The 24855-nt window shown below is 57.1% G+C and carries 27 protein-coding genes, 1 tRNA gene and 2 pseudogenes; 18 read left to right on the top strand and 12 right to left on the bottom strand.

From position 1 onward, the window contains the following. Positions 1–13: 13 nt before the first annotated feature. From ACORLH_RS06875 to ACORLH_RS06865, 3 genes are all read right to left on the bottom strand, one after another. On the bottom strand, positions 14–1447 hold the full coding sequence (locus ACORLH_RS06875) for a TolC family outer membrane protein (RefSeq protein ID WP_321831901.1): 1434 nt from the start codon (positions 1445–1447) through the stop codon (positions 14–16). A gap of 86 nt (positions 1448–1533) precedes the next feature. Further along, positions 1534–2187, bottom strand: coding sequence for a protein-L-isoaspartate O-methyltransferase (locus ACORLH_RS06870; RefSeq protein ID WP_321831899.1), 654 nt, complete (start codon positions 2185–2187; stop codon positions 1534–1536). A gap of 174 nt (positions 2188–2361) precedes the next feature. Next, positions 2362–3336, bottom strand: coding sequence for an MBL fold metallo-hydrolase (locus ACORLH_RS06865; protein WP_321831898.1), 975 nt, complete (start codon positions 3334–3336; stop codon positions 2362–2364). Positions 3337–3449: 113 nt separating this feature from the next. Between ACORLH_RS06865 and ACORLH_RS06860 the strand changes: the two genes are divergently transcribed. Together ACORLH_RS06860 and ACORLH_RS06855 are read left to right on the top strand one after the other, a co-directional pair. After that, positions 3450–4391, top strand: coding sequence for a LysR family transcriptional regulator (locus ACORLH_RS06860; RefSeq protein ID WP_321831896.1), 942 nt, complete (start codon positions 3450–3452; stop codon positions 4389–4391). A 121-nt stretch (positions 4392–4512) separates the two neighbouring features. After that, positions 4513–4586, top strand: a tRNA-Cys gene (locus tag ACORLH_RS06855). 68 nt (positions 4587–4654) lie between these two features. Here the strand turns inward: ACORLH_RS06855 and ACORLH_RS06850 are convergent. Genes ACORLH_RS06850 through ACORLH_RS06840 form a run of 3 tightly spaced genes read right to left on the bottom strand, consistent with a single transcriptional unit; the run spans position 4655 to position 6075 of the window. Then, positions 4655–5686: a site-specific integrase gene (locus ACORLH_RS06850; protein ID WP_321831894.1), complete on the bottom strand. Its 1032-nt coding sequence runs from the start codon at positions 5684–5686 to the stop codon at positions 4655–4657. Next, positions 5683–5874: a hypothetical protein gene (locus ACORLH_RS06845; protein ID WP_321831893.1), complete on the bottom strand. Its 192-nt coding sequence runs from the start codon at positions 5872–5874 to the stop codon at positions 5683–5685. The genes ACORLH_RS06850 and ACORLH_RS06845 overlap by 4 nt, the downstream gene beginning before the upstream one ends. Before the next feature lie 24 nt (positions 5875–5898). After that, positions 5899–6075 (bottom strand): Arc family DNA-binding protein, encoded by a 177-nt coding sequence (locus ACORLH_RS06840; RefSeq protein WP_420719825.1) that lies wholly within the window; start codon positions 6073–6075, stop codon positions 5899–5901. Positions 6076–6177: 102 nt separating this feature from the next. On the opposite strand from ACORLH_RS06840, the gene ACORLH_RS06835 reads away from it, so the two are divergent. Next, positions 6178–6492 carry an Arc family DNA-binding protein gene (locus ACORLH_RS06835; protein WP_321831891.1) on the top strand — a complete coding sequence of 105 codons (315 nt, stop codon included), beginning with the start codon at positions 6178–6180 and terminating at the stop codon, positions 6490–6492. A gap of 2 nt (positions 6493–6494) precedes the next feature. Here ACORLH_RS06835 and ACORLH_RS06830 read toward each other — a convergent pair whose 3' ends face one another. Beyond that, complete coding sequence (locus ACORLH_RS06830; protein WP_321831890.1) at positions 6495–7136, bottom strand: hypothetical protein; 642 nt, start codon at positions 7134–7136, stop codon at positions 6495–6497. A 79-nt stretch (positions 7137–7215) separates the two neighbouring features. Between ACORLH_RS06830 and ACORLH_RS06825 the strand changes: the two genes are divergently transcribed. Both ACORLH_RS06825 and ACORLH_RS06820 read left to right on the top strand, forming a co-directional pair. Continuing rightward, on the top strand, positions 7216–7506 hold the full coding sequence (locus ACORLH_RS06825; protein WP_321831889.1) for a helix-turn-helix transcriptional regulator: 291 nt from the start codon (positions 7216–7218) through the stop codon (positions 7504–7506). Between the two features lie 2 nt (positions 7507–7508). Continuing rightward, positions 7509–7709 carry a hypothetical protein gene (locus ACORLH_RS06820; RefSeq protein ID WP_321831887.1) on the top strand — a complete coding sequence of 67 codons (201 nt, stop codon included), beginning with the start codon at positions 7509–7511 and terminating at the stop codon, positions 7707–7709. Positions 7710–7990: 281 nt separating this feature from the next. Here ACORLH_RS06820 and ACORLH_RS06815 read toward each other — a convergent pair. After that, positions 7991–8775, bottom strand: a pseudogene (locus tag ACORLH_RS06815) (IS5 family transposase); the annotation flags it as partial. A gap of 234 nt (positions 8776–9009) precedes the next feature. On the opposite strand from ACORLH_RS06815, the gene ACORLH_RS06810 reads away from it, so the two are divergent. Further along, complete coding sequence (locus ACORLH_RS06810; RefSeq protein WP_321831886.1) at positions 9010–9936, top strand: LysR substrate-binding domain-containing protein; 927 nt, start codon at positions 9010–9012, stop codon at positions 9934–9936. Between the two features lie 45 nt (positions 9937–9981). Here ACORLH_RS06810 and ACORLH_RS06805 read toward each other — a convergent pair whose 3' ends face one another. Genes ACORLH_RS06805 through ACORLH_RS06790 form a run of 4 tightly spaced genes read right to left on the bottom strand, consistent with a single transcriptional unit; the run spans position 9982 to position 14111 of the window. Then, on the bottom strand, positions 9982–11001 hold the full coding sequence (locus tag ACORLH_RS06805) for an NAD-dependent epimerase/dehydratase family protein (protein ID WP_321831884.1): 1020 nt from the start codon (positions 10999–11001) through the stop codon (positions 9982–9984). Continuing rightward, the gene (locus ACORLH_RS06800) at positions 11001–11924 is read right to left on the bottom strand and encodes a DMT family transporter (RefSeq protein ID WP_321831883.1); all 924 of its coding nucleotides are present in this window, start codon (positions 11922–11924) and stop codon (positions 11001–11003) included. Before ACORLH_RS06800 ends, ACORLH_RS06805 begins: the two co-directional genes overlap by 1 nt. Further along, entirely contained in the window at positions 11914–12900 is a 987-nt protein-coding gene (locus tag ACORLH_RS06795; RefSeq protein WP_321831882.1) for a 3-methyl-2-oxobutanoate hydroxymethyltransferase, read from the bottom strand. Before ACORLH_RS06795 ends, ACORLH_RS06800 begins: the two co-directional genes overlap by 11 nt. A gap of 14 nt (positions 12901–12914) precedes the next feature. Next, a complete protein-coding gene (locus ACORLH_RS06790; protein ID WP_321831881.1) occupies positions 12915–14111 on the bottom strand; it encodes a pyridoxal phosphate-dependent aminotransferase in 1197 nt (398 codons plus the stop codon). 304 nt (positions 14112–14415) lie between these two features. Here ACORLH_RS06790 and ACORLH_RS06785 point away from each other — a divergent pair, with 304 nt between their 5' ends. From ACORLH_RS06785 to ACORLH_RS06730, 12 genes and pseudogenes are all read left to right on the top strand, one after another. Further along, complete coding sequence (locus ACORLH_RS06785; protein WP_321828718.1) at positions 14416–14802, top strand: transposase; 387 nt, start codon at positions 14416–14418, stop codon at positions 14800–14802. 2 nt (positions 14803–14804) lie between these two features. Beyond that, complete coding sequence (gene tnpB, locus ACORLH_RS06780; RefSeq protein WP_321828719.1) at positions 14805–15152, top strand: IS66 family insertion sequence element accessory protein TnpB; 348 nt, start codon at positions 14805–14807, stop codon at positions 15150–15152. Positions 15153–15207: 55 nt separating this feature from the next. Then, on the top strand, positions 15208–16719 hold the full coding sequence (tnpC, locus tag ACORLH_RS06775; RefSeq protein ID WP_321828720.1) for an IS66 family transposase: 1512 nt from the start codon (positions 15208–15210) through the stop codon (positions 16717–16719). 35 nt (positions 16720–16754) lie between these two features. Next, a pseudogene (locus ACORLH_RS06770) lies at positions 16755–17964 on the top strand (IS3 family transposase). A gap of 237 nt (positions 17965–18201) precedes the next feature. Continuing rightward, positions 18202–18555 carry a hypothetical protein gene (locus ACORLH_RS06765; RefSeq protein ID WP_244462732.1) on the top strand — a complete coding sequence of 118 codons (354 nt, stop codon included), beginning with the start codon at positions 18202–18204 and terminating at the stop codon, positions 18553–18555. A 64-nt stretch (positions 18556–18619) separates the two neighbouring features. Then, positions 18620–19198, top strand: a complete 579-nt coding sequence (locus tag ACORLH_RS06760; RefSeq protein WP_321832788.1) for a lytic transglycosylase domain-containing protein — start codon at positions 18620–18622, stop codon at positions 19196–19198. After that, positions 19198–19488, top strand: coding sequence for a TrbC/VirB2 family protein (locus ACORLH_RS06755; RefSeq protein WP_025060020.1), 291 nt, complete (start codon positions 19198–19200; stop codon positions 19486–19488). The genes ACORLH_RS06760 and ACORLH_RS06755 overlap by 1 nt, the downstream gene beginning before the upstream one ends. 7 nt (positions 19489–19495) lie before the next feature. Then, positions 19496–19774, top strand: a complete 279-nt coding sequence (locus ACORLH_RS06750; protein WP_024096577.1) for a type IV secretion system protein VirB3 — start codon at positions 19496–19498, stop codon at positions 19772–19774. Further along, positions 19764–22130, top strand: a complete 2367-nt coding sequence (locus ACORLH_RS06745; protein ID WP_321831875.1) for a type IV secretion system protein B4 — start codon at positions 19764–19766, stop codon at positions 22128–22130. The genes ACORLH_RS06750 and ACORLH_RS06745 overlap by 11 nt, the downstream gene beginning before the upstream one ends. Positions 22131–22366: 236 nt before the next feature. Continuing rightward, positions 22367–23422 carry a lytic transglycosylase domain-containing protein gene (locus ACORLH_RS06740; RefSeq protein WP_420719807.1) on the top strand — a complete coding sequence of 352 codons (1056 nt, stop codon included), beginning with the start codon at positions 22367–22369 and terminating at the stop codon, positions 23420–23422. Then, a complete protein-coding gene (locus ACORLH_RS06735) occupies positions 23419–24198 on the top strand; it encodes a type IV secretion system protein (protein WP_321831874.1) in 780 nt (259 codons plus the stop codon). The genes ACORLH_RS06740 and ACORLH_RS06735 overlap by 4 nt, the downstream gene beginning before the upstream one ends. 4 nt (positions 24199–24202) lie before the next feature. Further along, positions 24203–24853: a type IV secretion system protein gene (locus tag ACORLH_RS06730; RefSeq protein ID WP_321831873.1), complete on the top strand. Its 651-nt coding sequence runs from the start codon at positions 24203–24205 to the stop codon at positions 24851–24853. The last annotated feature ends 2 nt before the right edge of the window (positions 24854–24855 follow it).

Genomic DNA, 24855 nt, shown 5'->3' with positions numbered 1-24855 from the left:
GACCGGTCAATTTTTACTCTTTTCCGATCCGGCGCAGCATTTTGTCCAGCTGACGCCCCTGAGCGCTGACCGCGGCGGGGGCTTTGTTCACCTGCTTGTAGTACTCAGCCGGATCATAACGCGGCACGTTCAGGCGCAGATTGTCAGCGGTAAGCAGCCCCATGTTCGCCAGCAACGAATAGGAGGCCAGGTATTCATTTGCCACCGAAGTGATCAGGTTGGCCTTGGCGTTCAAGAGTTCCTGTTCCGCGTTCAGCACGTCCAGCGTGGTGCGCGCGCCCAGAGAGGCCTCTTCACGGACACCGTCAAAGGCGACCTGCGCGAAACGCACCTGACGATCGCCCGCCTCACGTGCGGCGCGGGCCACCTGCAGGTTGGCAAAGGCGGTGCCAGCATCCTGCGCCACCGAAATGGTCGTCAGGTGCAATGCCGAGCGGGCCGCATCCCGGCGCTGAATGGCCTGACGCACGACCGAGGCCAGACGGCCACCCGCGTAGATCGGGCCGGAGGCCTGAACACCGATGGAGCCTGCGCGGCTGTAGTCGCTGGAATCGAAGTTTTCGGTCAGACCGTAGCTACCGGTGAGGTTCACGGTGGGCTTCAACGAAGCCTCAGCAACCGCAACGCCCAGATCTGCGGCGGCCACCTCATGTTTGGCGCGCAGAACATCAGGGTGATTGCGCTGCGCAATCGCTTTGGCTTCACCGGCGTTCTTGGCTGAAATCGGGGCGCGGGTCGGGCTGGCCAGGTTGCCGGCTTTGCGGCCTACGGCTGCCAGGAAATACTCCTGCGCGGCAACCAGATCGCCCTGTGCCTGCGCCAGCGACGCACGGGCCTGTGCCAAGCGGGCCTCAGCCTGGGCGACGTCGGTGCGAGTCACTTCACCCACATCAAACCGGTCCTTGGCCGCGCGCAGTTCTTCGGTGATCACACGCACGTTGTTTTGACGCAGCGCCAGCGTTTCCGCCCCGGTGCGCACACGGGTGTAGGCATCCACCGCCTGCAGCAGCACGTTCTGTTCGACCGACACCAACGCCTGACGGGTTGCCAGCACCGATTCCTTTGCAATATCGATCTGCCCTTTGCTGGACCCGAAATCATAAAGCATCAGCGACGCAGACAGCCTCAATGTCGTCGCAGAGTTATTGAAACCCGCCGCCACATTGCCGGTCTGTGCAGATTGCTGCGTGCCGAACTGGCGGGTCACATCCCACGCCCAGCTGAGCACCGGGCGCAAGGCGGCGACGGCCTGTGCCACATCTTCATCAGCCGCGCGCAGCACGGCGCGGTTCTGTTCCAAAAGGCCTGAATTCTTATAGGCATCCGACAGGGCACCGGCCAATGTATCCGCCGTAGCCACCCCGGCCACCGTTCCACCAAGGGCCGTTGTCACCGTCAATACCGCGACCTGGGCCGCCTGTTTGGATTTGATCCACGCGCGTTTCATGTCCTGCTCCCTCCAAGGCCCCGTCCGGCCTGAAATTATGATACGCCCGCCGATGTGTACTCCGTCGGGACGTTTGCCTTATGTCCTCACAATGTGAAGGCCTGGTGGCGTTCAAAGCCGGGCAGCACGGGCGCCCCTGCATTGAAAGCAAACCGCCACGACATCACACCGTCAATCTTATATCCGATTTTAACTGTGCCCAGCGCACCTTCGACCAGCAGCGCGGCAATCCGGCCACCCTCTTTTACCTGATCGATGATCGCCTCGGGCAGATGTTCGGCAGCACCCTGCAGCACAACCACATCATAGGGCCCGTGTTTTGCCGCCCCTTCTGCCAGCGCACCAACATGCACCGCAACATTGTCAGCACCTGCACGTGACAGGGCAGCCTGCGCCTCATCAGCGCGGGCTTCGTCATCTTCGACGGCGACGACAGCTTCGGCCATACGGGCCATCACAGCCGAGGAATAGCCCAGCCCACAGCCCAGATCGAGCACCAGCTCATCCGCCTGAATGTCCAGCGCGTCCAGCATCTTGGCCAGGGTGCGCGGTTCCAGCACCACCCGAGAGCCGCCCAGATCGACGTTTTCCTCAACATAGGCGGACTCAATCTTGTCGGCAGGAACAAAATCTTCACGCGGCACAGAAAGCATCGCTTGGATGATCGGGAATTTGGTCACATCTGACGGGCGGATCTGTGTGTCCACCATCATGGTGCGGCGCGCGGTAAAGTCTGTCATTTACTAAACTCTTTCGTTCAGATTGGTGATCTATAGTGTGTCACATCACCATTCAAGCGGCAACGCATAACAATCGGCGAAAACCAGCTAGACACTTAAAAATGAAGCCCTTGAAGAAGAAGGGCGACCCGCATGGGCCGCCCCTTATTTTTCAGGTGTTGCCTTGGGGTGACATCACAACAGGGCCTGCCAAGGGGCCTGCTGGAAATGATAGGCCTCACCCGCGCGCTGCACCCGGCCCAATCCGGGGAAGTCCAGATGCATGCCCGCCACCAGCAGATTGTCCGCTGCAGCCCGGTCCAGAAACCGCTTGCGGCTCTCAACCGTCAGCGCCGGATCACCGTCAAACACCACCGTCCATTCAGGATGGGCCATCTGCAGCGTGGTCATGTGGATCAGATCGCCCCAGATCAACAGGCTGTCATCGCCTGAGTTCAGCTGGAACCCGGCATGGCCCGGCGTGTGGCCCGGCATCGGCACCGATAGGATCCCGTTTGAAACCTCTTCTTCCCCGGTGAAGAACCGCATGCGATCCGCGTAAGGCGCAACTGAGTTCCGCGCGATATGGAAGAAACCGCGATTTTCCTCAGGCACCGAGGCAAAAACAGCCTCATCATGCCAGAAATCCCATTCGGACTGCGCCACAACCAGTTCCGCATTGGGGAACATGGCCGCACCACTGCCATCCACAACGCCTGCCACATGATCCAAATGCAGGTGGGTCAGCAGCACCTCATCAATCTCAGCCGGCGTCACGCCCAGCGCGGCCAGTGCCGGCAGCAGCCCGCCGCCGCCCGGGCCCATCGTCGCCGCCGCACCGGCATCTATCAGGGTTTTGCGCCCGTTCATCTCAACCAGATAGCCGTTGACCGGGATCTGCAGCCCCTGGAACCCTTTGGGATAGCCCGCCGCCATCAGCGTTTGATCAGCCCGCGCTGGATCCATGCCAACCACCAACTCGGGGGCAATCGCGATATGGCCATCCAGCAGCGCCGTCACCTTGGCCTCCCCCAGCCGAAACCGGTAGATCCCCGCTGGCTGCCCCGCAGCCCCTGAGGTGGCCAAAGCCGCCCGCGGCATGCCAAGGGACGCGACCCCAGCCGTCGCCCCCACCAACATCTGCATCACTGTTCTGCGTGAAAAAGTCATAAGCAACTCCTGCAATATCTCTCTGGATTTCCTGTGCCAAATGAACGTATTTCAATGAAACGCGGCAGATAAGCCGCTGAGATACGATAGCACATATAAGAGATCACGATACCTTGGACCGCCTCAGCCTGCTTGACACCCTTGTGACCGCCCTGGATGAGGGCAGCCTCAACCGCGCTGCCAAACGGCGTGAAATGACACAATCCGCCGTCAGCCAGCAGATCGCCCAGCTTGAGGCACTGTTGGGCCAGCAATTGCTGCTGCGCACACCCCGTGGGGTCAAGGCCACCCGCGCCGGGGATCTGGTTGCCAGCCACGCTCGGCGCCTGCTGTCAGGCTATGACCACCTGCGCGCCGATCTGGCCGGGTTGGATCAATCCCTAAGCGGCACGTTTCGCATCAGCGTCAGCACCTTTCTGGGGCGCATGGTGGTGGGCCCCGCGCTGCTGGATCTGGACCAGGCCCACCCTGACCTGACCTTTGTGATGCGGACTGAGGACCGTTTTGTTGACGTGATCCGGGAAAACTATGATCTGGCGATCCGCAGCGGCCGCCTGGGTGACACCGACGGCTACGCCCGCAAGATCGCTGAGCTGGAGGCGGTTCTGGTCGCCACACCAGACTATCTGGATCAGGTCGGCAGACCCAAGAAACCGGCAGATATGCATCGGCTGAAACTGATCCTGCGCAACGAGGAACATGAGGCACCCTATATGGCGCTGTTTCGCAATGGCGCGGAGCATCAGGCGCCGATCCGGGTCGGCTTCACCGCGGATGATCCTGACCTGATCCTGCGCGCGGTGCTCAACGGATCGGGCTACACCCGGGTGCCAAAAATCCTGATCGCGGATGCGCTGCAAAGCGGCGCGCTGGAGGTGATCCTGCCGGACTACCCCCCTGCCCCGAAAGAGATTTTTGCCGTCTACCCGTCGCGCCACGCCAGCGGCCGCCGCCTACCTGTTGTGCTGAACACCATCCAGTCGCGCCTGAATGATCTGCCCAAAGAGATCCCCACCGACCCACCACCCGCGCCCGCCCCGCCCCGCCCGCCGTGACCCTGAACTGAACCGAGAGGCGAGAAGAATATCGAAAACCCTCTGGACACTCCTTTTGGAAACCTCTAAATCACCCCAACAAGTCGCGGTACAGCCCGCACTTGGGTGACACACCACATGAGGCGAGTTGGCGGAGTGGTGACGCAGCGGATTGCAAATCCGTGTACACCGGTTCGATTCCGGTACTCGCCTCCAATAAAATCAATGACTTGCGTCACCCTTCCTCTCCTTCACTGCCATTTTTGAAACAACCATTGAAACTTTCACGTTTCGGTCTTGCTTCGTTCCATTTGATTTCTTGCCTCTTGCGCGCGCTTGGCGAGCTCTCTTTGCCGGATCGGCCCACCGTACTTTTTCAGCATCTCGACGCCTGAATGGCCGGTGACGGCTTTGACCATCTCGTCATCACATCCAGCCAGATACAGCTCGATCGTCGCGTTTTTCCTGAGCCCGTGGGTTTTGTAGTAGCTCGCCTTCTCGTGCTTCATCTTCTTTTTGATGGCACGCATTTCCTCGGCAACGATACGGTAGCTAACAGATCTACCCTTTGCGTCGATCACAACAGTGCCGTCTGTTCGCGCGATACCTTCCAGATGGGTTTTCAGGCGGTCGGTGAGCGGGATCCACAGCGGCTTGTCGGTTTTGCCCTGCGTGAAATCGAAACCTTCATCGGAAAAGTGTTCCCACTTCATCTTCACAACATCGCCAATGCGCTGGCCTGTACCAATGCAAAGCTCATAGACCAGTCGCGCCCGCTTTGAAGCCAGCGCTTCGAACTCTTCACGAACATCATCTGGCCAAGGCTCCCAGCCATCGCTCTGCTGCTTGAAGAGCGGAATGCCCTTCGCCGGATTGCCGTGCTCCTTCTTGATGAAACCGATCAACCGAGCGTGGTTCATCAAGACGACCATGACCTGGACAAGATAGTTGGCTTGCCGCCAGTGATCCGCATTAGCGCGGTGCAATTCGTAGATGTGATGGGTTTCGATCCTCGCCGGGTCTTTGTCGGCCCAGATCTCACGAATGTGGCTGATATACCGCCGATAGTCGGATCGCGTCCGAGGCTTCAGCTTCTTGTAGGCGTCGCTCTCGTAGTAGCTGAGAATCAACGCCTCAAAATTGCGCTTCACTGGCGCTGGCGCTGGTTTTCCCTTCAGCAGACGATTGTAATGATCCCAAAATTCCGGCGTTCCCGCTTCCTCGTGCATCATGACCGAGATACCGCGTGAACGCCGGATGAACCGGAGATACCCCCTGTCATTATAGACGTATTTTGGCAGGCTCTTGCGGGTCATTCGCCCATTCTCAAGTCACTGTTCAGGAAATCGTCGGCTGCCTCTAGCGCGACCATATTGGCATCGACGATGACACTGCCATCTGGCTTGATCTCGAACTTCGCGCGTTGCCAACCTGCCTCCCGCGCCTCGCGGATAAAAGCCGAGGCTGCCTGTTTCGCCTTTGCCTGCACACTAGCTTTGGTCATCTTATCGACACCTCTCTCACCTCGTTAACAACGCGCACTATCACCTTGATCCATATTGATATTTCCATTTGCTCCGCACGTAGAACGTCTGTCTTTCGCCGCGCGAATGGCGCGGATCACTTCTGAATTTTGGGAGTTTCCATTGCGATCGGACTCCGTTTTGATCCACTCCTTGAGCTCTTGCGGAAGCCGAAGCTGCATTGGTTTACGACTGTTCATGAAACGCCCCCAGGTTGAAATCACAACCGTATAATGGCATTTAGCCACTATTGCGTCAATTGCTGTTTATGGCACAGTGCCACCATGCCAGAACAAAGCTCTCAAAATCAGGATAAATTCATCGTGCGGCTGCCAGACGGCCTGCGCGATCGTATTCGCCTCGCAGCCGAGGCCAACCACCGCAGTATGAATGCTGAGGTCGTTGCCCTACTCGAAGAAAAATATCCGGCCCCAGTGCCGGAAAAACTGGACGACCCCGCCGCGCGGCTTCTGTTTTGGCTAGCGAAACGCATCCGCCGGAGGAATCCGAAGCCTGGGACACCTAGGGACAAACAAGCCGCCCTGTATGAGCGCATTGCGGGCGATATCGCGGAACGTATGAAGGACATCGGCGAATAGCCTTAGTAGCCCACCCACTCATATCCATGGTTGCCTTCGTGATCTTGCCATTCGACACCGACCCCGCTACGCCAGCTAGACGACGAACAGCGCCGTGACGGCAGAACCCATTGCGGGGCAGCAGCTGGTGTCGTGCGCTGCCAACCGAATTCGCCTTGCGTGCCATAGGTCCCGAGGCGCATGTTGTAGCTCTCAGAACAATCATCGTCGCGACCACGTTCGCGATGGCTGTAGTGCCGAACATCCCAGACTCGGATAGAGCGCACGAAGTCGAATTCCTGACCGCTGATGTCGATATCGGCACCGCCGTCAGCCACCTGAGCCTGAATAATTTGAGCGAGTGTCTGACCATTGTGGTTGCTGGCCTCCCAGATCTTCGGGGCCGTGCTTTGCAAAGGCACATGCTCAGAAACACCCATAGGACAACGCCAGATTTGTAAAGGCGGCTCAATCGGCCAAGGCGTGATCCGACGGATGAAAACAGCACGGGCATGAGCACATTCAGCTGACGCGGGCCACCCACCAGCCAGGCACAGCAGAATGGCACAGTCGACCTGATAGGCCTTCGCCTCCTGTGGAGCCACGGTTGAAAGAAGAACCACGACGGCTTCGGCGGCCCAATTTCTGATAAGTCTGCACCACATTTCATTAAGATCCTTTTGATAACACTACTATATTATTGAAACGTTACTTCACCCCTCTCGCCACACACCATATGCAAGCATGCTATTTGTGAGGCTCGCGCGCGCTTTGTGGAATATATTCCGTAGAGCAGTTTTTGTGATCTGGCCGAATAGAGGCATGAAATTAAGGGAACGAGTAGGGTTAAATGTCCGGAATCTCAGAAGTTCCAGAGTATTTAGCCAAGAACAGCTAGCGTTAGCTGCGGAAGTCGATCGCAGCTATATCAGCGAGATCGAACTCGCCAAAAACTCAGCATCAATCGATGTTTTGGAGCGGATTGCGGATGCCCTCAGCGTCGACCCCAAGGAATTGTTTAACGAGAGGGGTTAGTTTTGCCCGAACTTGAGAGTGTTCGCACGACGGCAGAAGCCATCGGTCGCATTACGTGCATCAAGACTGGCGAAGAAATCGGTCTGCTGTATCAGTGGGATAATGGCGAGACGCAGGCAGCGTTATACGATGGCGGGCATCCCAAAAAACCACACCGCTCAGATCTTACCGCTGAGCCGAACCTTGGTGCAAAACGCAGCTAACGGCCGGAAGGAGCCCGACCCGGTCATTGTGATTTAATGCCGCGCGCGCTCGCAGCATTAAAGATGCGGCGTGAGCGAAAACCGCCATGCCGTCGCGCGGCGAGGTAAACGACCATTGGTGTGGCCCGTAGAAAGGTTCAAGCGTCGAATTTACAGGTGGCGGACAAAACCGACCTTGGATTCCCCCCTCGCTGACGCAGTATTTGCTTGCATGTAAGTGACAGGTTTCGCCGCGCAGCTACAAATGTCGAGGAAGCGGTCATTGGTCTACGCAAGGGACATGTTGACAAATGGCCTAGCCACAGGCGAATAGATGCGATGTCGAAGAAGCCCAGAAAGCTCTCGGCTGTTTTGTCATAACGGGTTGCGACACGGCGGGCGCTTGAGCTTGTTGAAGCTGCACTCGACCATGTTGCGCAGCCGGTAAAGCGTGTGGTCCACACCGACCCGCATTTTCTGGGCCATACGCATCGGAATTTTAGTGAGGATGGCCCGTTCACCCATGTTTTTTTCCGAATGCGGTCAGTGTCATAGCCGCGGTCGGCCAGCAGCACCCTAGGTTCCGGCAGGTTGTCTGCCATGACCAGATCAAAGCCGAGGTAATCCGACGTTTGCCCCGGTGTTGTCTCGGTTCTCATAGGCAGGCCATGCGCATTAACGTGGAGGTCGATCTTGGTCGTGACCCCACCTCTTGAACGACCAAAACCCTGTCTCGGCGTCCCTCATTAGCACCCCCTGCCTGATGATGGGCCCGGAACACTGTGCTGTCGACCATTTGCAGGGCGTCCGGAACGGCCCCGCTCTGGTTCATGGCATTCAGGACGTTTTCCCACAGCCCAGCCAAAGTCCAACGCCGGAACTGGCGGTAGACGCTCGACCATTTTCTAAATTCTTCTGGCAGGTCACGCCACGGCGACCCTGTCCGCGCAATCCAGAAAATCCCATCCAGAACAAGGCGATGATTGGTGGGTTTGCGTCCATTCGGGGCGCGGACGGTCAGAATGAAACGCTCAAAGAACACCCAATCCTCGTCCGACATCCGGTCTAGAGCCAAGCTGGTCTCCATTGCAGATACAAGTTTGAATCACATTCAGCGCGGCGCGTGCATCCATTTAGTCAACATGACCTAGTGAGAGTTCTACCCTGCCTCACCAACTGTGGGACGGGTCCTTCCCTGCTGAAGTGGTCGTGGGCGTAAACTCGCGTAGCGTCAAAAAAACTATTCACTCTGACAGGGGCTTGGTACATAGATCACCCACACCTTAAAGCTGATCGTAGTTGTCTAAGAATTGATCTAGCGATGTCGATAGAAAAGATACCGCCTCTGAACGCATTGCGTGCATTCGATACTGTATCCCGTTTAGGCAGTATATCGGCCGCATCAAAAGCACTGAATGTCTCTGCTTCTTCTATCAGCCAACATATTACGAGCCTTGAAACCTACCTCAATGCTCCATTGTTCGAGCGTAAGTCCAACAGGCTTGTACTCACGCAGGAAGGCGAGAAGTATTTCACCGGTATTCGACCTGCTTTTGATCTGATCAGCCAGGCCACCTACGAACTGACCAATACCGCAGAAGAAGGGCCATTGCGCGTGAGCGTAATTCCGTCTTTGGCCCATGGTTGGTTGCTCGGCCAGCTTGACGCGTTCGAGGCGCAATCACCTGCAGTCCAGCTTAGCATTGTCTCGTCATCAGGGCTGGTCAACTTTGATAAAGAGGACGTTGACGTTGCTATCAGATACGGCGCCGGGAACTACGATGACGCAGACAGCCAGCTTATTTTGAAGGATTTTGTTGCACCGGTCTGTACGCCTGATTTCGCGCGCTCGATTCAAACACCGGCGGATATTGTCAACGTGCGGCGGGCGCACGCATCCGGAACAAATCCTTCAGTTGTCACGAAGTGGGTCGATTGGGCGGCCAATTTTTTGCAAGCTGAAGATTCTCAGATACTTGACGGTGGCAAGGGTCCGATTTTTGACGACGCAATGGCGCTTCTCAGCTCTGTCTTGCAAGGAAGATGCATTGGGTTGGCGAGATACTCTCTTGCAAAGAAATATCTGGATGAAGGTGTGCTTGTTGCACCAGTTGGTTCCTGGGTGCCTGCAAAGGGAGGATACTATGTGCTGACGCCTAAACGGCGCACTCCAAAGTTGGCGGCCAAGAAGTTTCGTAGGTGGATCAAAAAGCACATAGCTGACGATATCGGTATGCCGTTTAAGTGAGGCCCGGCGAACTTTCAGGAAGAGGATTGTCGCCGGACCCGCTCATCAGGCGCTCTTCTTACCTAACGTGTCGAAATCAAATTCGGCTTCAATGCCAGCGCGCCAGTTGACGACGCGGTTAATCCCATCTTCAAAACTTATTTCGGGTTCCCAGCCAAGCATGGCCTTGGCCTTGTCGCAGCAGTAGATGAAGGGGTCAGGCGACACCAATCTCACGATGTTCGCGCTGCTAAGGTTTTTCGGCTCCTGTTGCGATCCCATTTCTTTCTGAATAATGCCGACGATCTCCTTTACAGGGATCATTCTGCAACCAGAAATATTGAAGGATTCCTGGTCGAGATCAGATTCAATAGCCATGACATTGGCGCGTGCGACATCGCCACCATAGACGAAATCCTTGGTCTCAAAGCCGCCATCGAAATATGATGGAGCTTCACCGCGATTGATCTGGTCAATCACCCCAAGAATGTAGCGAGCGTTGGCGGCACGGCTATGCATATGCTCGCCATAAACAGTCGAGTAGCGCAGCGACACGACCTTCAAGTCTGAGGTTGAGGAATAGTGTTCACAGAGTTTTTCACCGATCAGTTTTGATGCGCCGTAGATAACCGCTGCGCTGTTCACGCCTTCCGATCCGAGTGGCATATCTTCTGTCACCGACCCCGATACGGCATAGCCATACACCCCTGTTGAGGACGAAAACACCGCATTCGAAACCCCAGCTTCAACCGCAGCCGAGAGCAGGTTGTCCATTCCAATGAGGTTGATGTCCAGCGTGCGGCGAGGATCGTCTTTAGTAAACCGGCTCATGCAGGCAGCCAAGACAAACAGCCCATCGACACCGCGCATAGCTTCTGCGCAATCATCACCGCTTAGAACACTACCGTTGTGGATCTTGACCTGAGGAATTGCTCCCAATGCATTGACCGTATGAGGTTCGGAAAATGCGCTGTTGTCCAAAATGCGAATTTCGCGAGCGCCTTTTCTCAACAGTTCTTGGGTGATATGCCATCCGACAAGCCCAAGACCGCCGCCAAGAAGAAAAGTTCTGTCTTTAATGACCATTATGTGCTCCGATCATTGATTGTTTTCCGAAAGCTCAACTTAGGAAGAATGCGCCAACCAAGGTTCACGCCGAGGGTGGCTGCAAAGATCAGCACCACTCCGATCAGCTGCACCCAATTGAACAAAAAACCATAGAAGATGTAGTCCGTGACGATGGTGACGATGGGGTAGATGAACGATAGCACCGCGATTGAATAGGAAGGAAGTCGTTGATAGGCAGAATAGTTCAAGCTGTACATGACGCCTGTGTTCACCACGCCGAGGGTCAGTAGGAAGATCCACGCACCTTCGCCAAGGGTCAGCTCTGAGAGCTGGGTAAATGGCGACAACAGAACGACGCCAAGCGACGTTTGCAATAGCGCAATTTTGATGCCCGAAGCGCTGCGCACATATTTCACGATGAGCGTGGAAGCTGAGTACATCAGGGCTGCGATAAGAGCATACAGGATGCCTAAGGCTTTGCTCGCTTCCATATGCAGCGAGTCAAAGCTGATTTCGACTACCAAGAGCATCCCAATGAACGCCAAGACAGTCCATGCAATGGAATGACCCGTAAGCCGCTCCGAGAAGAGAAATGCACCGACCAGCATTATGACGAAGGGCTTGATGTGGTAGACCACTGTGCCCAACGAGAGGGAAATCGTCTGGTACGACATGAACAGGAAAAGCCAGTTATAGACCAAGCAAGCCCCACCGACGCCTATCAGCATCCAATCTTTGCGAGTTATACCGCGCAAAGAGAGATCGCCTGTTACCAGCGCGATCAGAACCAAGCTAAGGGCTCCAATTAAGCACCGAAAGAAGACGATGTTCGTCGGCAATTGTCCGGATTCCACCACAAGAACACCGATTGTACCGGCGATGCACATGGCGGAAATGAGCTGGACAACGCCAATTCGAAAACTCTGTTTTTCAGGCAGCACGGAGGCGTCTCCCCGACGATTGCACTGCCTCGCGCCATGGGTCAGTGCAGATCACTTGCCGCAAGTCGGCCTGGCTGAGCTTTGATACTGGCGAACGCGGGTAAGCCAGCGTAATGGCCTGCCGCATCAACTCATACATCGACGCGGCAAGTGTCTCCTTGGTGTAGCATTCAGGGAAATCGGCTCTGGTCTTTGTCGCCGTATCCGGGAAGAAGCTGTTTTTGAATTCAGGCTTGATGATCGAGTCCCAGACATTCAAAGATTGCCCACCCCAATCCGACTGACCGCTGAAGATGCTGTAAGACGGAATGCCGTGTAGAGAAGGCCGGCACAGGCATTGGTTCACAAATTCATTGACCCGTTCCAACACCAGACCGATGCTGCCAGCATCCCGGGCCATCCGTGCTTTGGCAAACAGATCCAAAGCCTCCTCGATGCTGTTGCCGACCGAACGGTTCTCGCCGTTTTGCGGGGTGTATCCGAGGTGGCTAATGACCGGTATACTAGCGTTTGTAAGTGCGTTTACGATTTCAAAACGGTCAGAAGAGAATATCTCCAACTTTACAGCATCCGCGCCAACGGCGAGCATCTGGGAGGCGTTCTTAATCGCGCTTTCGGCATCTGCTGTCGATCCGTCGGGCATATCAGCAAGCACAAATGGGCGGATGTTCGCGGGGAAGCTCCGTGAGACTTCTCCCGCAACTTCTTTAGTGAGATCCTTCATCGTGTCGAAGAACTCAGCCTGAGCAGCGGGAGTTTCCAGAGCAGTCGCACTCTGCCCCATATGCGTCATAAGGTACGAATCTGAAACCATGACGCATTCCACCCGGCAAGGCAGGCCCTCTTTGAGCAATTTCATTGCCGAGCTTGCGACGGCCGCAACTTCATAGTCGCGATAAAGGTTGATCTTCAGACGCGGGGTCTCTCGGCTTTCCTTTGATTGTTCAGCCAGGTATCCGAACAAGTTATGAGACATTTTTGCGCTCCAAATTATGCGGCGATCGCCACGCGGGTTAAATAGAGTTCATTGATAGTCTGAATGCTCTTCCTGAGCAGTTCGCGCTCGACAGCCGTGAAGCAAAGTCGGGCATAGCGGTCCATGCCGGTTCCGAATGCTTGCCCCGGTGCGAGAGAAATACCGTTTTCCAACAACTCCTCATAGAATGGCGCAGGGCCCGCTGGCCCAAGAGCTGAAAGGTCGAGGAACAAATAGAACCCGCCCGAAAAACCCAGATGAGGTACGGCCAAGCATTCTTGAGCAATTTTTGCGCGTGCCAGCGTTTCGTCACGCTGGAACTGCAACTGCCCTGTCGACGTCTTGAGGGCTTGCCACGCGCCATATTGTGATGGCGTTGCCACCGAGTAAACGGTATGCAATCCACGCTTCTGCATGTCTAATGCGCGCGAATTGGGGCTAATCAGGTAGCCGACCCGATACCCTGGCATGATGTAGCTTTTGGAGAAGCTGTAGAGCGAGAAGGTAATCTCTCCGCCTCCGTCCAGATCTCTCGCGTCTATGAAACCTTGCTCAGAGTAGTCGTAGAACTCATATGCGTTGTCCGCGATAAGCCAGATCCCTTTGTCATGGCAAAAATTGACCAATTCTTGCAACTGCGCCCGGGTCATTGAATATCCGGTCGGGTTATTCGGCGTATTGAAATAGATGAGGCGCGTCTTGGCCGAAACAGCGTTTTCAAGATACGTGCGCAGATCAAGGTTGGGATCTTTGCATAGGTCAAGAAACAAAGGGGCCTCACAAACCGCAGCGTTGCAAGACTTCAGCACGCCGCGCGCAAAAAGCCACTGAGGCGATAAGATCAACGCCTCATCACCTGGACTTAGAACAGAGTCTGCGGCGATCTTCAGGCCATGGGTCGCGCCAGCACAGATCATAAGTTGATCCATCAAGAAATTGCCGTATCCGCGCTTCAAGTGAGAGGATTGGATGACTTCTTTGAGCGATCTGATACCTTGCGGAGGGGCATGGACGTTGTGTTCCAGTTCAAAAGCGCCCGTGGGCCACAATTTTACATCCGGGCAAGGTTGATAGGTTGTTTTCCCCTGATGCAAACTTGAGATCTCGCTTGCATTGGAGCTTTTCAAGGCGGTTACGATTCCCTCAAAAACCGAGAACGGTACGTCATCAAGAGTTGTGGAAATTCGGCCGATGGCACTGAAATCAGTCATGGCAATACCTTGTGAATTCTTCTGTTCCTGTCGAAACTGTTCTACGTCGCTCAGGCTTGTCAGAAAATTTGTGATATCCTAGCCAGCATAAGAAAAAGCGAGGCTGACCTAGAGGCATTGACTGGCTCGTGTTTTGGTCTGCGCCCTGCACCGAGCTACTCCCCGCAAATCAGACACTGACGTAAGCTACGATTTGTTGTCTGCTGATCTTCGATAAGAAGTAAGCGGTGCGCCACCCCCACACTTTCGAACTGACGTCTGATCTGCGATTCAGAGGCTTCTTTGTTTTGTGGGGAGTTTCTCGATGGGAGCTATATGTGAGTTTCTGGCAAGTGTGCCGCGTCGGGCGGATGGCAAGCGGAGTTGGCCACCGGAGTTGAAGGCTCGGATTGTGGCGGAGACGTTGCTCGAAGGCGAGACGGTCAAGGCGGTTGCGAAGCGGTATGAGCTGATCCCCAGCACAGTGTCTGATTGGCGGCGGATGGCGCGGCAGGGCAAGTTGGTTCTGCCCAATTTGGACGGCATGGACTTCGTTCCTGTTGAGATGGAGACGCCTGCGCCCGTGGCTTCGCCCCTACCAACAGCATCAACCAGCACGCTTGATGTGATCCAAGGCGATGTCACCATTCGTTTGGACGCCGCGACACCAGCGGCGCGGGTCGTTGAGATCGCACGGGCTTTGGCTACGTGATCATGCCATCCCATAAAGTGCGGATTTTTGTGGCCAGCGATCCTGTGGACTTCCGCAAAGGTCATGATGGGCTGGCCGCCTTGGTACAGAGCCACCTGCGTCAGAAGCCGTTTGATGGGTCGGTTTATGTCTTCCGTGCCAAGCGGGCAGATCGATTGAAGCTGATCTATTGGGACGGCAGCGGATTGGTGATGGCGTACAAGCGGCTGGAAGATAACAGTTTCACATGGCCTGCGATTAAGAACGGGGTGATGCGTCTGGAGCCAGCCCAGTTTGAGGCTTTGTTCGCAGGTCTGGATTGGCGACGCGTGCAGCCCCTGGAGGTGACAGCTCCGGCTGCGGCGGAGTGACTCACGGGGGCGTTTGGGCGGGCCATTCCACCCTTGTTTTGGTATGGAACTGGGCATGCGTGCCCCTGATGACCTGCCCAACGACATTGCCGAGTTGAAGGCGATCATCCGTGCGCAACAGGATCAGAATGCGCGACTTGAAGCCCTGGTCGCGTCCTTCAAGAAGGCGCTGTTTGGGTCCAAATCCGAGAAGATTGACCCCGCCCAATATGAGTTGGAACTCGAAGATATCGAGACGGCCATCGCGCAGGTCGAAGCCGAGATTGACGCAGACGAACGCACCGCGCCGGTGCGGCCAGCAAAGCCGCGCCAGACAAACCGTGGATCGCTGCCCAAGCATCTGGAACGGGTAGAGGTGGTCATTGAACCTGATCTCTCCTGCGCCTGCGGAACCGCGCGTCATGTCATAGGTGAGGATGTGAGCGAACGTTTGGACATCATCCCTGCACAGTTCCGCGTTATCGTCACCCGTCGCCCCAAATACGCCTGCCGATCCTGCGAGGACGGGATCACTCAGGCCCCAGCACCACCACACATCATTGCAAGCGGCATGCCGACCGAAGCCACTTTGGCGCATGTTCTGGTCTCCAAATACGCGGACCACCTGCCGCTTTATCGACAGGCGCAAATCTACAGTCGCCAGGGCATCGATCTGGATCGCTCGACCTTGGCCGCTTGGGTGGGCAAATCGGCATTCGAGTTGGCCCCGGTCTATGAGGCGCTGATGGCCGATCTGAAGCGCTCAACCAAGCTGTTCATGGACGAGACACCGGCACCGGTTCTGGCCCCAGGGCGGAAAAAGACCAAAACCGGATACTTCTGGGCGCTGGCCCGTGATGATCGCCCATGGGGCGGTGATGATCCGCCCGGTGTGGCCTTCACCTATGCGCCAGGGCGATCCGGCCAGCATGCAGACAATATCTTGAAAGGCTTCAGCGGCACCCTGCAGGTGGATGGCTATGCTGGCTACAACCGCTTGCTCAAACGGCCCGCACAGGATGTGAGGCTGGCCTATTGTTGGGCCCATGCACGCCGCAACTTGCATGATGTTACCCAGTCCAGCATTGCCCCGATCGCGCAGGAGGGTTTGGCGCACATTCAGGCGCTCTATCGCATCGAAAAAGACCTGCGTGGCCTAACCGCAGACCAACGCAATGCTGCACGGCAGGAGCGCTCAAAACCTATCATCGACACCCTCGAGCTTTGGCTTGCCCAAGGTCGTGCCCGTGTCTCGTCCAAATCCCCAACTGGAGAGGCCCTGAAATACATCGCAAAATACTGGGATGGGCTAATCCTGTTCCTCGACGATGGTCGCATCGAACTCGACAACAACTCCGTCGAACGCACCATCCGACCCATTGCTCTAAACCGCAAAAACGCGCTCTTCGCCGGGCACGACGCTGGCGCACAGAACTGGGCCGCCATCGCGTCACTGATCGAGACCTGCAAACTCAACGGTATCGAGCCACACGCATATCTGTGCGGCGTACTCACAGCCATTGCTGGCGGGCACAAGCAAACCCACATCAATGAACTGCTGCCTTGGAACTACGCTAAAACCGTGTGATCGGCGCACCGCTTACGATAAGAAGGAGATCAGAGATGTCGAAACGGAAGAACCATTCGCCGGAATTCAAGGCGAAGGTTGCGCTTGAGGCGCTGAAGGGTGAACAGACCCTGGCCGCGCTGGCAAGCCGGTTCGGGGTTCATCCGACGATGATCCACAGCTGGAAGCCTGCTTTGATAGACAGCGCATCCGGTGTGTTCGAGCGCGACGGCAGGAAAGCCCCTAAGATTGACGAGGAGAAAGTCAAGGAGTTGAACGCCAAGATCGGGGAGCTGGCCCTGGCCAACGAGATTTTGTCACGAAAGCTCAAGCCGTGGATCGGAAAGTGAGGCGGAAGATGGTTGAGTCGACTAACCTCGATCTCTCCATCGGCAAACAGTGCAAGATGCTGTCGAACTCGCGTTCGTCTTTTTACGACCAGCCCAAGGGCGAGACGGCGATGAATCTGATGCTGATGCGCCAGATCGATGAGCCGTTTCTGGAAACGCCGTTCTTTGGCGTCCGCCAGATGACCTGGCACCTGCGCAACGAAGGTTATTTTGTGAACGAGAAGCACATCCGACGTTTGATGCGGCTGATGGGCCTGATGCCGATCTACCAGAAGCCCGACACCAGCAAGGCCACGAAGGGCCACAAGACCAACCCCTACCTGCAGCCCCCTACCTACTGAGGGGGCTGCGCGTGACCCGACCCAATCAGGTCTGGGCCGCCGACATCACCTATCTGCCGATGCCGAACGGGTTCCTGTATCTTGTGGCGATCATGGCCTGACACACCTGCAAGGTGCTGGCCTGGCGCATTTCGAACAGGCTGGAAGCTGACTTCTGTGTCGAGGCACTGAACGAGGCGATTGCCCAGTTCGGCCCGCCCGAGATCATGAACACCCCCCTCTCGAGAAATTGCGATGCAATCCCCTGCCGGGCAATTGATCAAGGCAGCCATTTCATGTCATTCGCTGGGACGTATCGCTTGCGCCGCTCCGGTGTGCGCCTCTCTATGGATGGAAAAGGCCGGTTCCTCGACAGCATCTTCGGCGAGCGGCTCTGGCGAAGCCTGAAATATGAATGCGTCTACCTGCATGCCTGGGAAACCGGATCAGAGGCAAAGAAGGGCGTCGGAAAGTGGATCAAGTTCTACAACTACAAACGCCCCCACTCCGCCCTTGGCAGCAAGCCCCCGACCATGGTCTACTGGCTGAGAAAAGATGAAGTGCAGCCCGATCAGCAGGAACAGAGAGTAGCTTAAATTAAGCCGGGAACTGTCCAATCATTGGGGAGTAGCTCAATCGCGGCAGACCCCTAGCTCAGAACGACGATAACCCCCCATGTTTGTTTCAAAAGCCCCATATTATCTTGGCTCAGTCACTCCGTTGCAGTAAATTTGTTTCAACGCATGAATGGCGCAATAATGCAAATTGCACCTATTGATTGCAAGATTATAATATTGTATCGGTTCGGTAGTCCATGAGGGACTGCCGGGCCAATGCATAATTCTGCAAGGCTCGATCCTATGAATTTGATGCAAGACGCCCCTAATGTTGTCAGTGAAGACGGGCTGCGCACGCTGCTTGCCGAGGGTCATTCGGCGGATGTTGTGTGCCGGGTTACGCCCAAACGTACAGGTGCTCAGTGGTCCGGAGTTTGGACCGTGCATTGCGTCTCGCCAGATGGCGAGACGCGTCGCCTGCTCGTCACTGCACGCAACAACATGGCTGCCCGAGAGTTCAAGACAATCAACGGCTTATCCAGCTTCCTTGCTGGGCTTGGCGCTTCGATCATTTCTATCCCTATGTTTGAGGGCAAAGTCGCCTCTCACAAACTGGACGTCGCCGGCTAAACCACTTGCCGCCCTCGCAGCATTCCTTGCTGCGCCCGCCTATTCTGAAGGCTTCGTGCTTTTCATGCGGGCCGATGGCCAGCTGGAGACCAAAACACCCCAATCAGGTTTTGCCCAAACCTATGTCGACGGGATTGGTGCAAACCCACCAGAACTAATCGTTTTCTCAGGCCCTGAGCCCGAGGCATCTCCTCCGGAACCAACCCGCACAGTTCCCCGCCCCGAAATCCTCGCAGCTCTTGAAAGCACCGCGCATCGCTATGGCGGACACCCTGCCCTGCGCCGAGCCGGTCTATCTGTGTCTGAATGGCGCGCGCTTTTCCAAGCCAATATCGAGATCGAAAGCGCCTATCGCGCGAATGCACGCAGTTCCGCAGGCGCGATTGGCCTTGGGCAGTTGATGCCCGCAACGGCCGCACAGCTCGGCGTTGATCCGAATGACTGGCAGGCCAATCTCGATGGATCCGCCCGGTACCTTCTGATGATGTTGTCGCGCTTTGGAACGCCTGAACTGGCACTTGCCGCCTATAACGCCGGGCCAGACGCGGTCGCGCGCTATGGCGGCATTCCTCCCTACCACGAAACCCAAAATCACGTGCGCCGCGTCATGGCCGTGCGTGACCGACTGACTGGAGCCTCCTGATGCACATTCAATTCCGCACAATCCTGTCGCTGGCTCTGGCCAGTCTAATGATTGCCAATCCGGCATTTGCGCAAAGCATCGACCTCTCGCCGGTCCAGAACCTGCTGCAGGGCATCGTCGACACGATCACCGGCCCCTTGGGCATTGTCATCGGCACCTTGGCCTTGATCGGCGTGTTCCTCTCCTGGCTCTTCGGCATTCTGGATTTCCGCCAGGCCCTTTGGGTGCTGGTCGCAATCGCAGGCATTGCAGCTGCGCCCACCATCGTGACCGCCATCTGGGGCGCGTAAATTCGACATGGCAACGCAAACCCGCCTCTTCCTCGGTCTAATCCGGCCGCCAAAGCTCATCGGCTTGCCGATCATGTATGCCATGGTCTGGCTCTTCGGGTTTGTATTGCTGTTTCTCTGGGTTCAGAGCTGGCCGGTGATCATCATCGCCGCTCTGGCCTATCCCGCGCTGTGGAAAGCGGCCGATTGGGATCCTGCCTTTCTTGAGGTGATGGTAACAGCGCTGCAGGAGACGCCGCCCACCCCAAACCGCAAGATCCATTCGGGGGACAGCTATGCTCCGTGATCCCTCGGATGATCTTGCAACGCTGCCAGACTGGGCGCGTAAAGAGCGCCCGATGGCCAGCATGCTGCCCTATGTCAGCCTGGTGAATGATGTGACGATCCGCACGCGCGGCAATGCATTGTTCCAGTGCATCCGCCTCGACGGGGTCAACAGCATGACCAGCGATGACGCGCATCTGGAGAAGGTCCGCGCGCTCTTCGCAGCGATCATCGCACAGATTGGGCCGGAGTACAGTTTCTACGTCCACAAGGTTTCAAAAGCGATCGAGACCGTCTTGCCGCCGGTGCCAAATGAAGGATTTGCACAAGCGCTGGATACCCGCTGGCAGCTGGCCATGGCGAGGGCAGGTCTGCGGGACAAAACGCTCACGCTCACCGTGCTGAAGCGTCCGCCCCTCGGTGCACGGCTGCGCCTGAAGCGCTCAGACTCCATCGCACAAATGAAAGACCAGACAGCCAAGCAGCTGCGCAAGCTTGAGGAGGTCGTCGGATTTCTGCGATCATCCTTTTCAGAGATGAACCCGCGCATGCTCGGCGCTGAATGCGGCGAATTACTCGGGTTCCTCGGGGCGCTCAACATCGGCCATGAGCGACCGCTCTTCGCAAAATCCCGCTTTGGCATCATTGCCGAAGATGTGGCCAACACGCGAGTCACGTTTCAGGGGCGAGGCTTTACGCTCGACGATGGGACGGCAGGTAAGCGGTTTGGCACCAGTTTTGCGATCAAGACCTACCCGGCCAAAACCAGCTGCACCATGTTCGATGAGCTGAACCTGCCCGTCGACATGGTGGTCACGCATTCCTTAACGCCCATAAACAGCAACATCATGGCCAGCCGGATCAAGCGCCAGCAGCGTCTGATGAAGGCCAGCGATGACGGCGCGATTTCCCTCGCCGAAGAACTGGTCGACGCTCTGGACGATCTGGAATCCAAACGGCTGAGCTTTGGCGATCATCACATGACGGTGACGGTCTTCGCCGAGACCGAAGAAAAGCTGGAAGCCATCGCCGCCGAAGTGCGCAACATCGCGGCCAGCGAAGGTGTTAATCTGGTGAACGAGAGCTTTGCAGCGCGCACCCATTATTTCGCGCAGCATCCGGGCAATGGGCAGATGCGCAGCCGCAAGGCCGCCATCACCAACACCAACTTTGCCGACCTCGCAGCGCTTCATCGCGGTCAACTGGGCAAACCTGGTCACCAAGTGCCTTGGGGCAAGCCAATCACCCTGTTTCCAACGCCTGAACGCTCGGGCTTCTTGTTCAATTACCATGAAACGGGTCAGCCAAACAAAGAGCCGACGGGCGGCCACACTTTGATCCTTGGCCGTCCTGGGTCCGGCAAGTCGGTGTTATCAGCCTTCCTCATGACCCAAGCTCGTCGCTGCGACGCGCGCGTGTTTGTCTTCGACTATCGCGCGGGTATGGAAATGGCCGTACGCGCCAATGGCGGCCGCTACAGCGCCATCAAGGCGGGTGAAGCAACCGGCCTGAACCCGCTGCGCACCGAGATCGACGGGCGCGGGCAAGCCTGGCTCTCCGATTGGCTGGCCACGTTGCTGCATCGCGCCGACAAGCCCCTGAGCCCGGTTCAGATCAACCGCATTCAGGAAGTGGTGCGCCAGAACGCCGGAGCCAGCGATGCCGCCCTTCGCAACTGGCAGGATTTGGCCTCCCTCTTTGTGGCGGGGGCAGATGAAGGGGATCTGTTCGAACGGATTCAGGAATGGACCGCTGATGGCCGCTTGGGCTGGATCTTTGGGCAAAGCGTCGAAGACAGTTTTTCGCTCGAGGGCGATGTCGTCGGGTTCGACCTGACCGGCATTCTCGACAGTGAAAGCGAGAAAGAGCGCATGGCGGTTCTGTCATACCTGTTTAGGCGGGTGGAGCGCGTCATCGAGGATCGCAAGCCAACGCTGATCATCATCGACGAAGCCTGGAAAGCGCTCGACAACCCGTATTTTGCCGACCGGCTCAGCAACTGGCTGGTCACGGCGCGGAAACAAAATGCCGTCGTTGTGATGATGACCCAATACGCAAGCCAGCTTGAGAAAACTCGCACCGGCAAGACGATTGTGGAGGCTGTGCCAACGCAGCTTCTGCTACCCAATATCCGCGCCTCGGCCAGCGATTACACTATGCTGGGGCTCACTGAAAAAGAGCTCAGCGTATTGCTCGGCACCGGCAGCAACTCCCGTCTGGCGTTGGTGCGCGATGATCAAGGTTCGGTGGTGATCGACGCTGATCTCAGCGCCCTTGGATCCTACCTCACGATCCTTGGTGGCATGGAGAAAGGCGAAGCTCTGGTTGGCCCAGATTATCGTCAAAACCCCGATTTTTGGAGACAGATTGATGCGTAGGCTTTGCGTACTGACCCTCACCCTTTTGACCCTGACAGCCTGCGCGGAATACCGGCCGTCCGAAGCTGAATGCTTCAACTCTTTTGCAGAGGTCAGCCGCAGCAACTGCAATTTCGAGCTACTCGGGCCGATTGGTGGCCTGGGTGAGTAAGCACCGCCTGCATATCTTTGCGGGCTTGGTCTGTTTCGCCGCGCCAGTGGCCTTTGCCCAGGGCGTGCCCACATTTGATGCGGGCATGTTCTTTCAGCGCGAGCGCGTGTTGCAGCAGGGCGAACAAGATCTGGCGCTGCAGCGGGATCGTTTGACCAAAGAGGAAGAGCTTGAAGAGCTCGAGCAAGAACAACTCAAGGCACTGGAAGACATCCTCGATGCCACGACGTTGGCCAGCGGGAATTCCGGCCCACTTGTCGCGAGTTTGGAAGCTGGTTCATCACCTGAAAGCGCTGCAGAGACGCTCTATGGTCCGGTCGACCCAAACCCCGGCGCGGGCCAGATGTTCGGCGATGCCTCGGGCTCCATCGAACAGCTGATCATTCGCGCCGCGCAAGAAACGCACCACATATCTGGCGTGCGCGCTGCCGGTCTGTCGCCCAAGCAATGGCGCTGCCTGTTGCAGGCGCTGATCTGGCAGGAAAGCCGCTTCACCATCGGCGCGCGCTCGCCTGTTGGTGCATTCGGTCTGACCCAGATCATGCCCGGAACGGCGCAGGATCTCGGGATTTATCCAGCCTACTATGAAAATCCCTACATTCAGGTCACGGGCGGCGCGCGCTATCTGGCGCAGATGCTGGCCATGTTTGACGGCAACATCATTCACGGGCTGGCCGCCTACAACGCCGGTCCCGGCAATGTGCAGCGCTACGGTGGCGTGCCGCCATTTGCCGAGACCCAGCACTACGTTCAGGTCATCCCCGAACGCTACAATCTCTACCTTGCCCGCGTGGGCGGCGTCGACGCGCTTGGCACCATTGATCCGGTTTTGCTCGCCAACTCCACGATGAGCCTGACCTCCTTCGGCGCAGGTGTCTATGGCGACTACTCACTGGTCTCGGTGCAAGCGGCCGCCCTGCGCGTGCAGGACATCATCACCCGCATTGGCGAGACACATGACATTCACGCGGCCATGTCGCTCAACACCTACGCGCGGGCAGAACTCGCTCGCCTGATCGCGATCCGCACGCGCCTCAAGGCAGCTCATACCCGCCCGCTCAGCGCGGCAGAGCTGGCCATGGCGGCCGCGCAAGCCCGCGAACAAGACTTCATGAAATTCGATTTGGAGGCACCCCGATGATCCGCTTTCTTTCTGCCGTAGCCACCTGCGCATTGTTGGTTGCGTCTCCTGCAATTGCTCAAGGCGTGCCGACGGTCGACACGCGCAACATCGCGCAGGAAATTCGCCAGCTCCAGCAATTGCTGGAGGATTTCGGCATTCAGACAGACCAGCTCGACACGCTTCTCGAACAGCTCGACCTGGTGCAGCAGCAACTCGACACGCTCAATGAGACCTACGCCGCCCTGACTGGCGCGACGGACATTATCGAGATGGCCATGGGCGGTGATCTTGACGGACTGCTCGATCAAGAGTTCGGAGATCTCCTTGGCACCATACGGCAAATCCAAAGCGGCGATTTCAGCGGCCTGATCGGCAACGCCGCACCCCAGATGGAAGGCCGCATGACACAAGCCCTGGAAGATGCAGGCTTTGACCAAGACAGCCTGTCCGACATGGCCAGCAGTGGCAATCCGGGCGCGGAACGCATTGCCAGTCAGGCAGGCACCGGGGCCGTCATGTCGGCAGCCGCTGAAAACAGCTATGAAGAGGCCGCGCAATCCCTCGAACGGGTCGAACAGCTGGTCTCATTGATCCCAGACATGGAAACGCTCAAGGAAGCCGTCGATCACAACACCCGTATCACGGCTGAGCTGGCAATCGCCATGACGCGCATGTGGGAACTCGAAGCCATTCAGACCGTCGGCGCGGGCCAATCCGGCGTGGTGGATGCCGCCACGCTGGCCGAAGAGCGCCGCTACATGGACTTTACCCTGCCAGACCTGCGGGCGGACTGATCCCATGAACAGCGAGGCAGAAATCATCGAAGAAGAGCTCGTCTACGGTGCTCGACGACGCGAGCTCATGTGGCAGAAACTGGGGCTGACAGGCATGGCGTTTGGCATGGCAGGTTGCCTGGCCGCTGCTCTTGTCGCCCTGCTCGACGTGGACCCGCCCCCCATGATCGTGCCCTTTGATAGCGAAACCGGCATGGCCCTCCCCAATGCCGTGGTTGAAGCGGTCTCACTCACGGAACGCCCCGCTATCATCGAGGCACAGGTCTACCGCTATGTCATTGATCGAGAGACCTACAATCAGCTCGACAATGACGTGCGGGTGCGGCGGGTCCTGGACCAGTCGGACGGCGCGGCCGCCGCAGGGCTGCGCGCGCTTTGGACCAGTGGCCATGAGGCCTACCCGCCCGACAGCTACGGCACAGATGCGCGCCTTGACGTCGAGGTTCTTTCGATCACGCACATCAGTGCTAATCGTGCCCAAGTGCGCCTGCGCAAGCGGCTGAATTCGCCGCGCGGCAGTCAAAACGGGCTCTTCACCGCAACGCTGATGTTTGAGTTCCGACCCGAGAACAGCCGGTCGATCGACGATGTCTGGCAGAACCCCTTCGGCTTCACCGTCACCGAATATGCGATCCGCTCGGATCGTCTGGAGTAACC

Source organism: Thalassovita sp. (assembly GCF_963691685.1).
In the GTDB taxonomy this organism is placed as follows: domain Bacteria; phylum Pseudomonadota; class Alphaproteobacteria; order Rhodobacterales; family Rhodobacteraceae; genus Thalassobius.
The sequence above is the reverse complement of the archived record's forward strand: the minus strand, read 5'-3'. Positions and strand labels throughout refer to the sequence as shown.

Excerpts from the sequence above, each read along its gene's own strand:
- ACORLH_RS06735 (WP_321831874.1), top strand. The coding sequence starts at position 23,419 with ATGATCCGCTTTCTTTCTGCCGTAGCCACCTGCGCATTGTTGGTTGCG.
- ACORLH_RS06785 (WP_321828718.1), top strand. The coding sequence starts at position 14,416 with ATGGGAGCTATATGTGAGTTTCTGGCAAGTGTGCCGCGTCGGGCGGAT.
- ACORLH_RS06875 (WP_321831901.1), bottom strand. The coding sequence starts at position 1,447 with ATGAAACGCGCGTGGATCAAATCCAAACAGGCGGCCCAGGTCGCGGTA.
- ACORLH_RS06805 (WP_321831884.1), bottom strand. The coding sequence starts at position 11,001 with ATGGTCATTAAAGACAGAACTTTTCTTCTTGGCGGCGGTCTTGGGCTT.
- tnpB (WP_321828719.1), top strand. The coding sequence starts at position 14,805 with ATGCCATCCCATAAAGTGCGGATTTTTGTGGCCAGCGATCCTGTGGAC.
- ACORLH_RS06760 (WP_321832788.1), top strand. The coding sequence starts at position 18,620 with ATGCGGGCCGATGGCCAGCTGGAGACCAAAACACCCCAATCAGGTTTT.
- ACORLH_RS06830 (WP_321831890.1), bottom strand. The coding sequence starts at position 7,136 with ATGTGGTGCAGACTTATCAGAAATTGGGCCGCCGAAGCCGTCGTGGTT.
- ACORLH_RS06740 (WP_420719807.1), top strand. The coding sequence starts at position 22,367 with ATGTTCTTTCAGCGCGAGCGCGTGTTGCAGCAGGGCGAACAAGATCTG.
- ACORLH_RS06850 (WP_321831894.1), bottom strand. The coding sequence starts at position 5,686 with ATGACCCGCAAGAGCCTGCCAAAATACGTCTATAATGACAGGGGGTAT.
- ACORLH_RS06835 (WP_321831891.1), top strand. The coding sequence starts at position 6,178 with ATGCCAGAACAAAGCTCTCAAAATCAGGATAAATTCATCGTGCGGCTG.
- ACORLH_RS06795 (WP_321831882.1), bottom strand. The coding sequence starts at position 12,900 with ATGTCTCATAACTTGTTCGGATACCTGGCTGAACAATCAAAGGAAAGC.
- ACORLH_RS06745 (WP_321831875.1), top strand. The coding sequence starts at position 19,764 with ATGCTCCGTGATCCCTCGGATGATCTTGCAACGCTGCCAGACTGGGCG.
- ACORLH_RS06865 (WP_321831898.1), bottom strand. The coding sequence starts at position 3,336 with ATGACTTTTTCACGCAGAACAGTGATGCAGATGTTGGTGGGGGCGACG.
- ACORLH_RS06810 (WP_321831886.1), top strand. The coding sequence starts at position 9,010 with ATGTCGATAGAAAAGATACCGCCTCTGAACGCATTGCGTGCATTCGAT.
- ACORLH_RS06765 (WP_244462732.1), top strand. The coding sequence starts at position 18,202 with ATGCATAATTCTGCAAGGCTCGATCCTATGAATTTGATGCAAGACGCC.
- ACORLH_RS06730 (WP_321831873.1), top strand. The coding sequence starts at position 24,203 with ATGAACAGCGAGGCAGAAATCATCGAAGAAGAGCTCGTCTACGGTGCT.
- ACORLH_RS06750 (WP_024096577.1), top strand. The coding sequence starts at position 19,496 with ATGGCAACGCAAACCCGCCTCTTCCTCGGTCTAATCCGGCCGCCAAAG.
- ACORLH_RS06840 (WP_420719825.1), bottom strand. The coding sequence starts at position 6,075 with ATGCAGCTTCGGCTTCCGCAAGAGCTCAAGGAGTGGATCAAAACGGAG.
- tnpC (WP_321828720.1), top strand. The coding sequence starts at position 15,208 with ATGCGTGCCCCTGATGACCTGCCCAACGACATTGCCGAGTTGAAGGCG.
- ACORLH_RS06755 (WP_025060020.1), top strand. The coding sequence starts at position 19,198 with ATGCACATTCAATTCCGCACAATCCTGTCGCTGGCTCTGGCCAGTCTA.
- ACORLH_RS06825 (WP_321831889.1), top strand. The coding sequence starts at position 7,216 with ATGCTATTTGTGAGGCTCGCGCGCGCTTTGTGGAATATATTCCGTAGA.
- ACORLH_RS06790 (WP_321831881.1), bottom strand. The coding sequence starts at position 14,111 with ATGACTGATTTCAGTGCCATCGGCCGAATTTCCACAACTCTTGATGAC.
- ACORLH_RS06845 (WP_321831893.1), bottom strand. The coding sequence starts at position 5,874 with ATGACCAAAGCTAGTGTGCAGGCAAAGGCGAAACAGGCAGCCTCGGCT.
- ACORLH_RS06870 (WP_321831899.1), bottom strand. The coding sequence starts at position 2,187 with ATGACAGACTTTACCGCGCGCCGCACCATGATGGTGGACACACAGATC.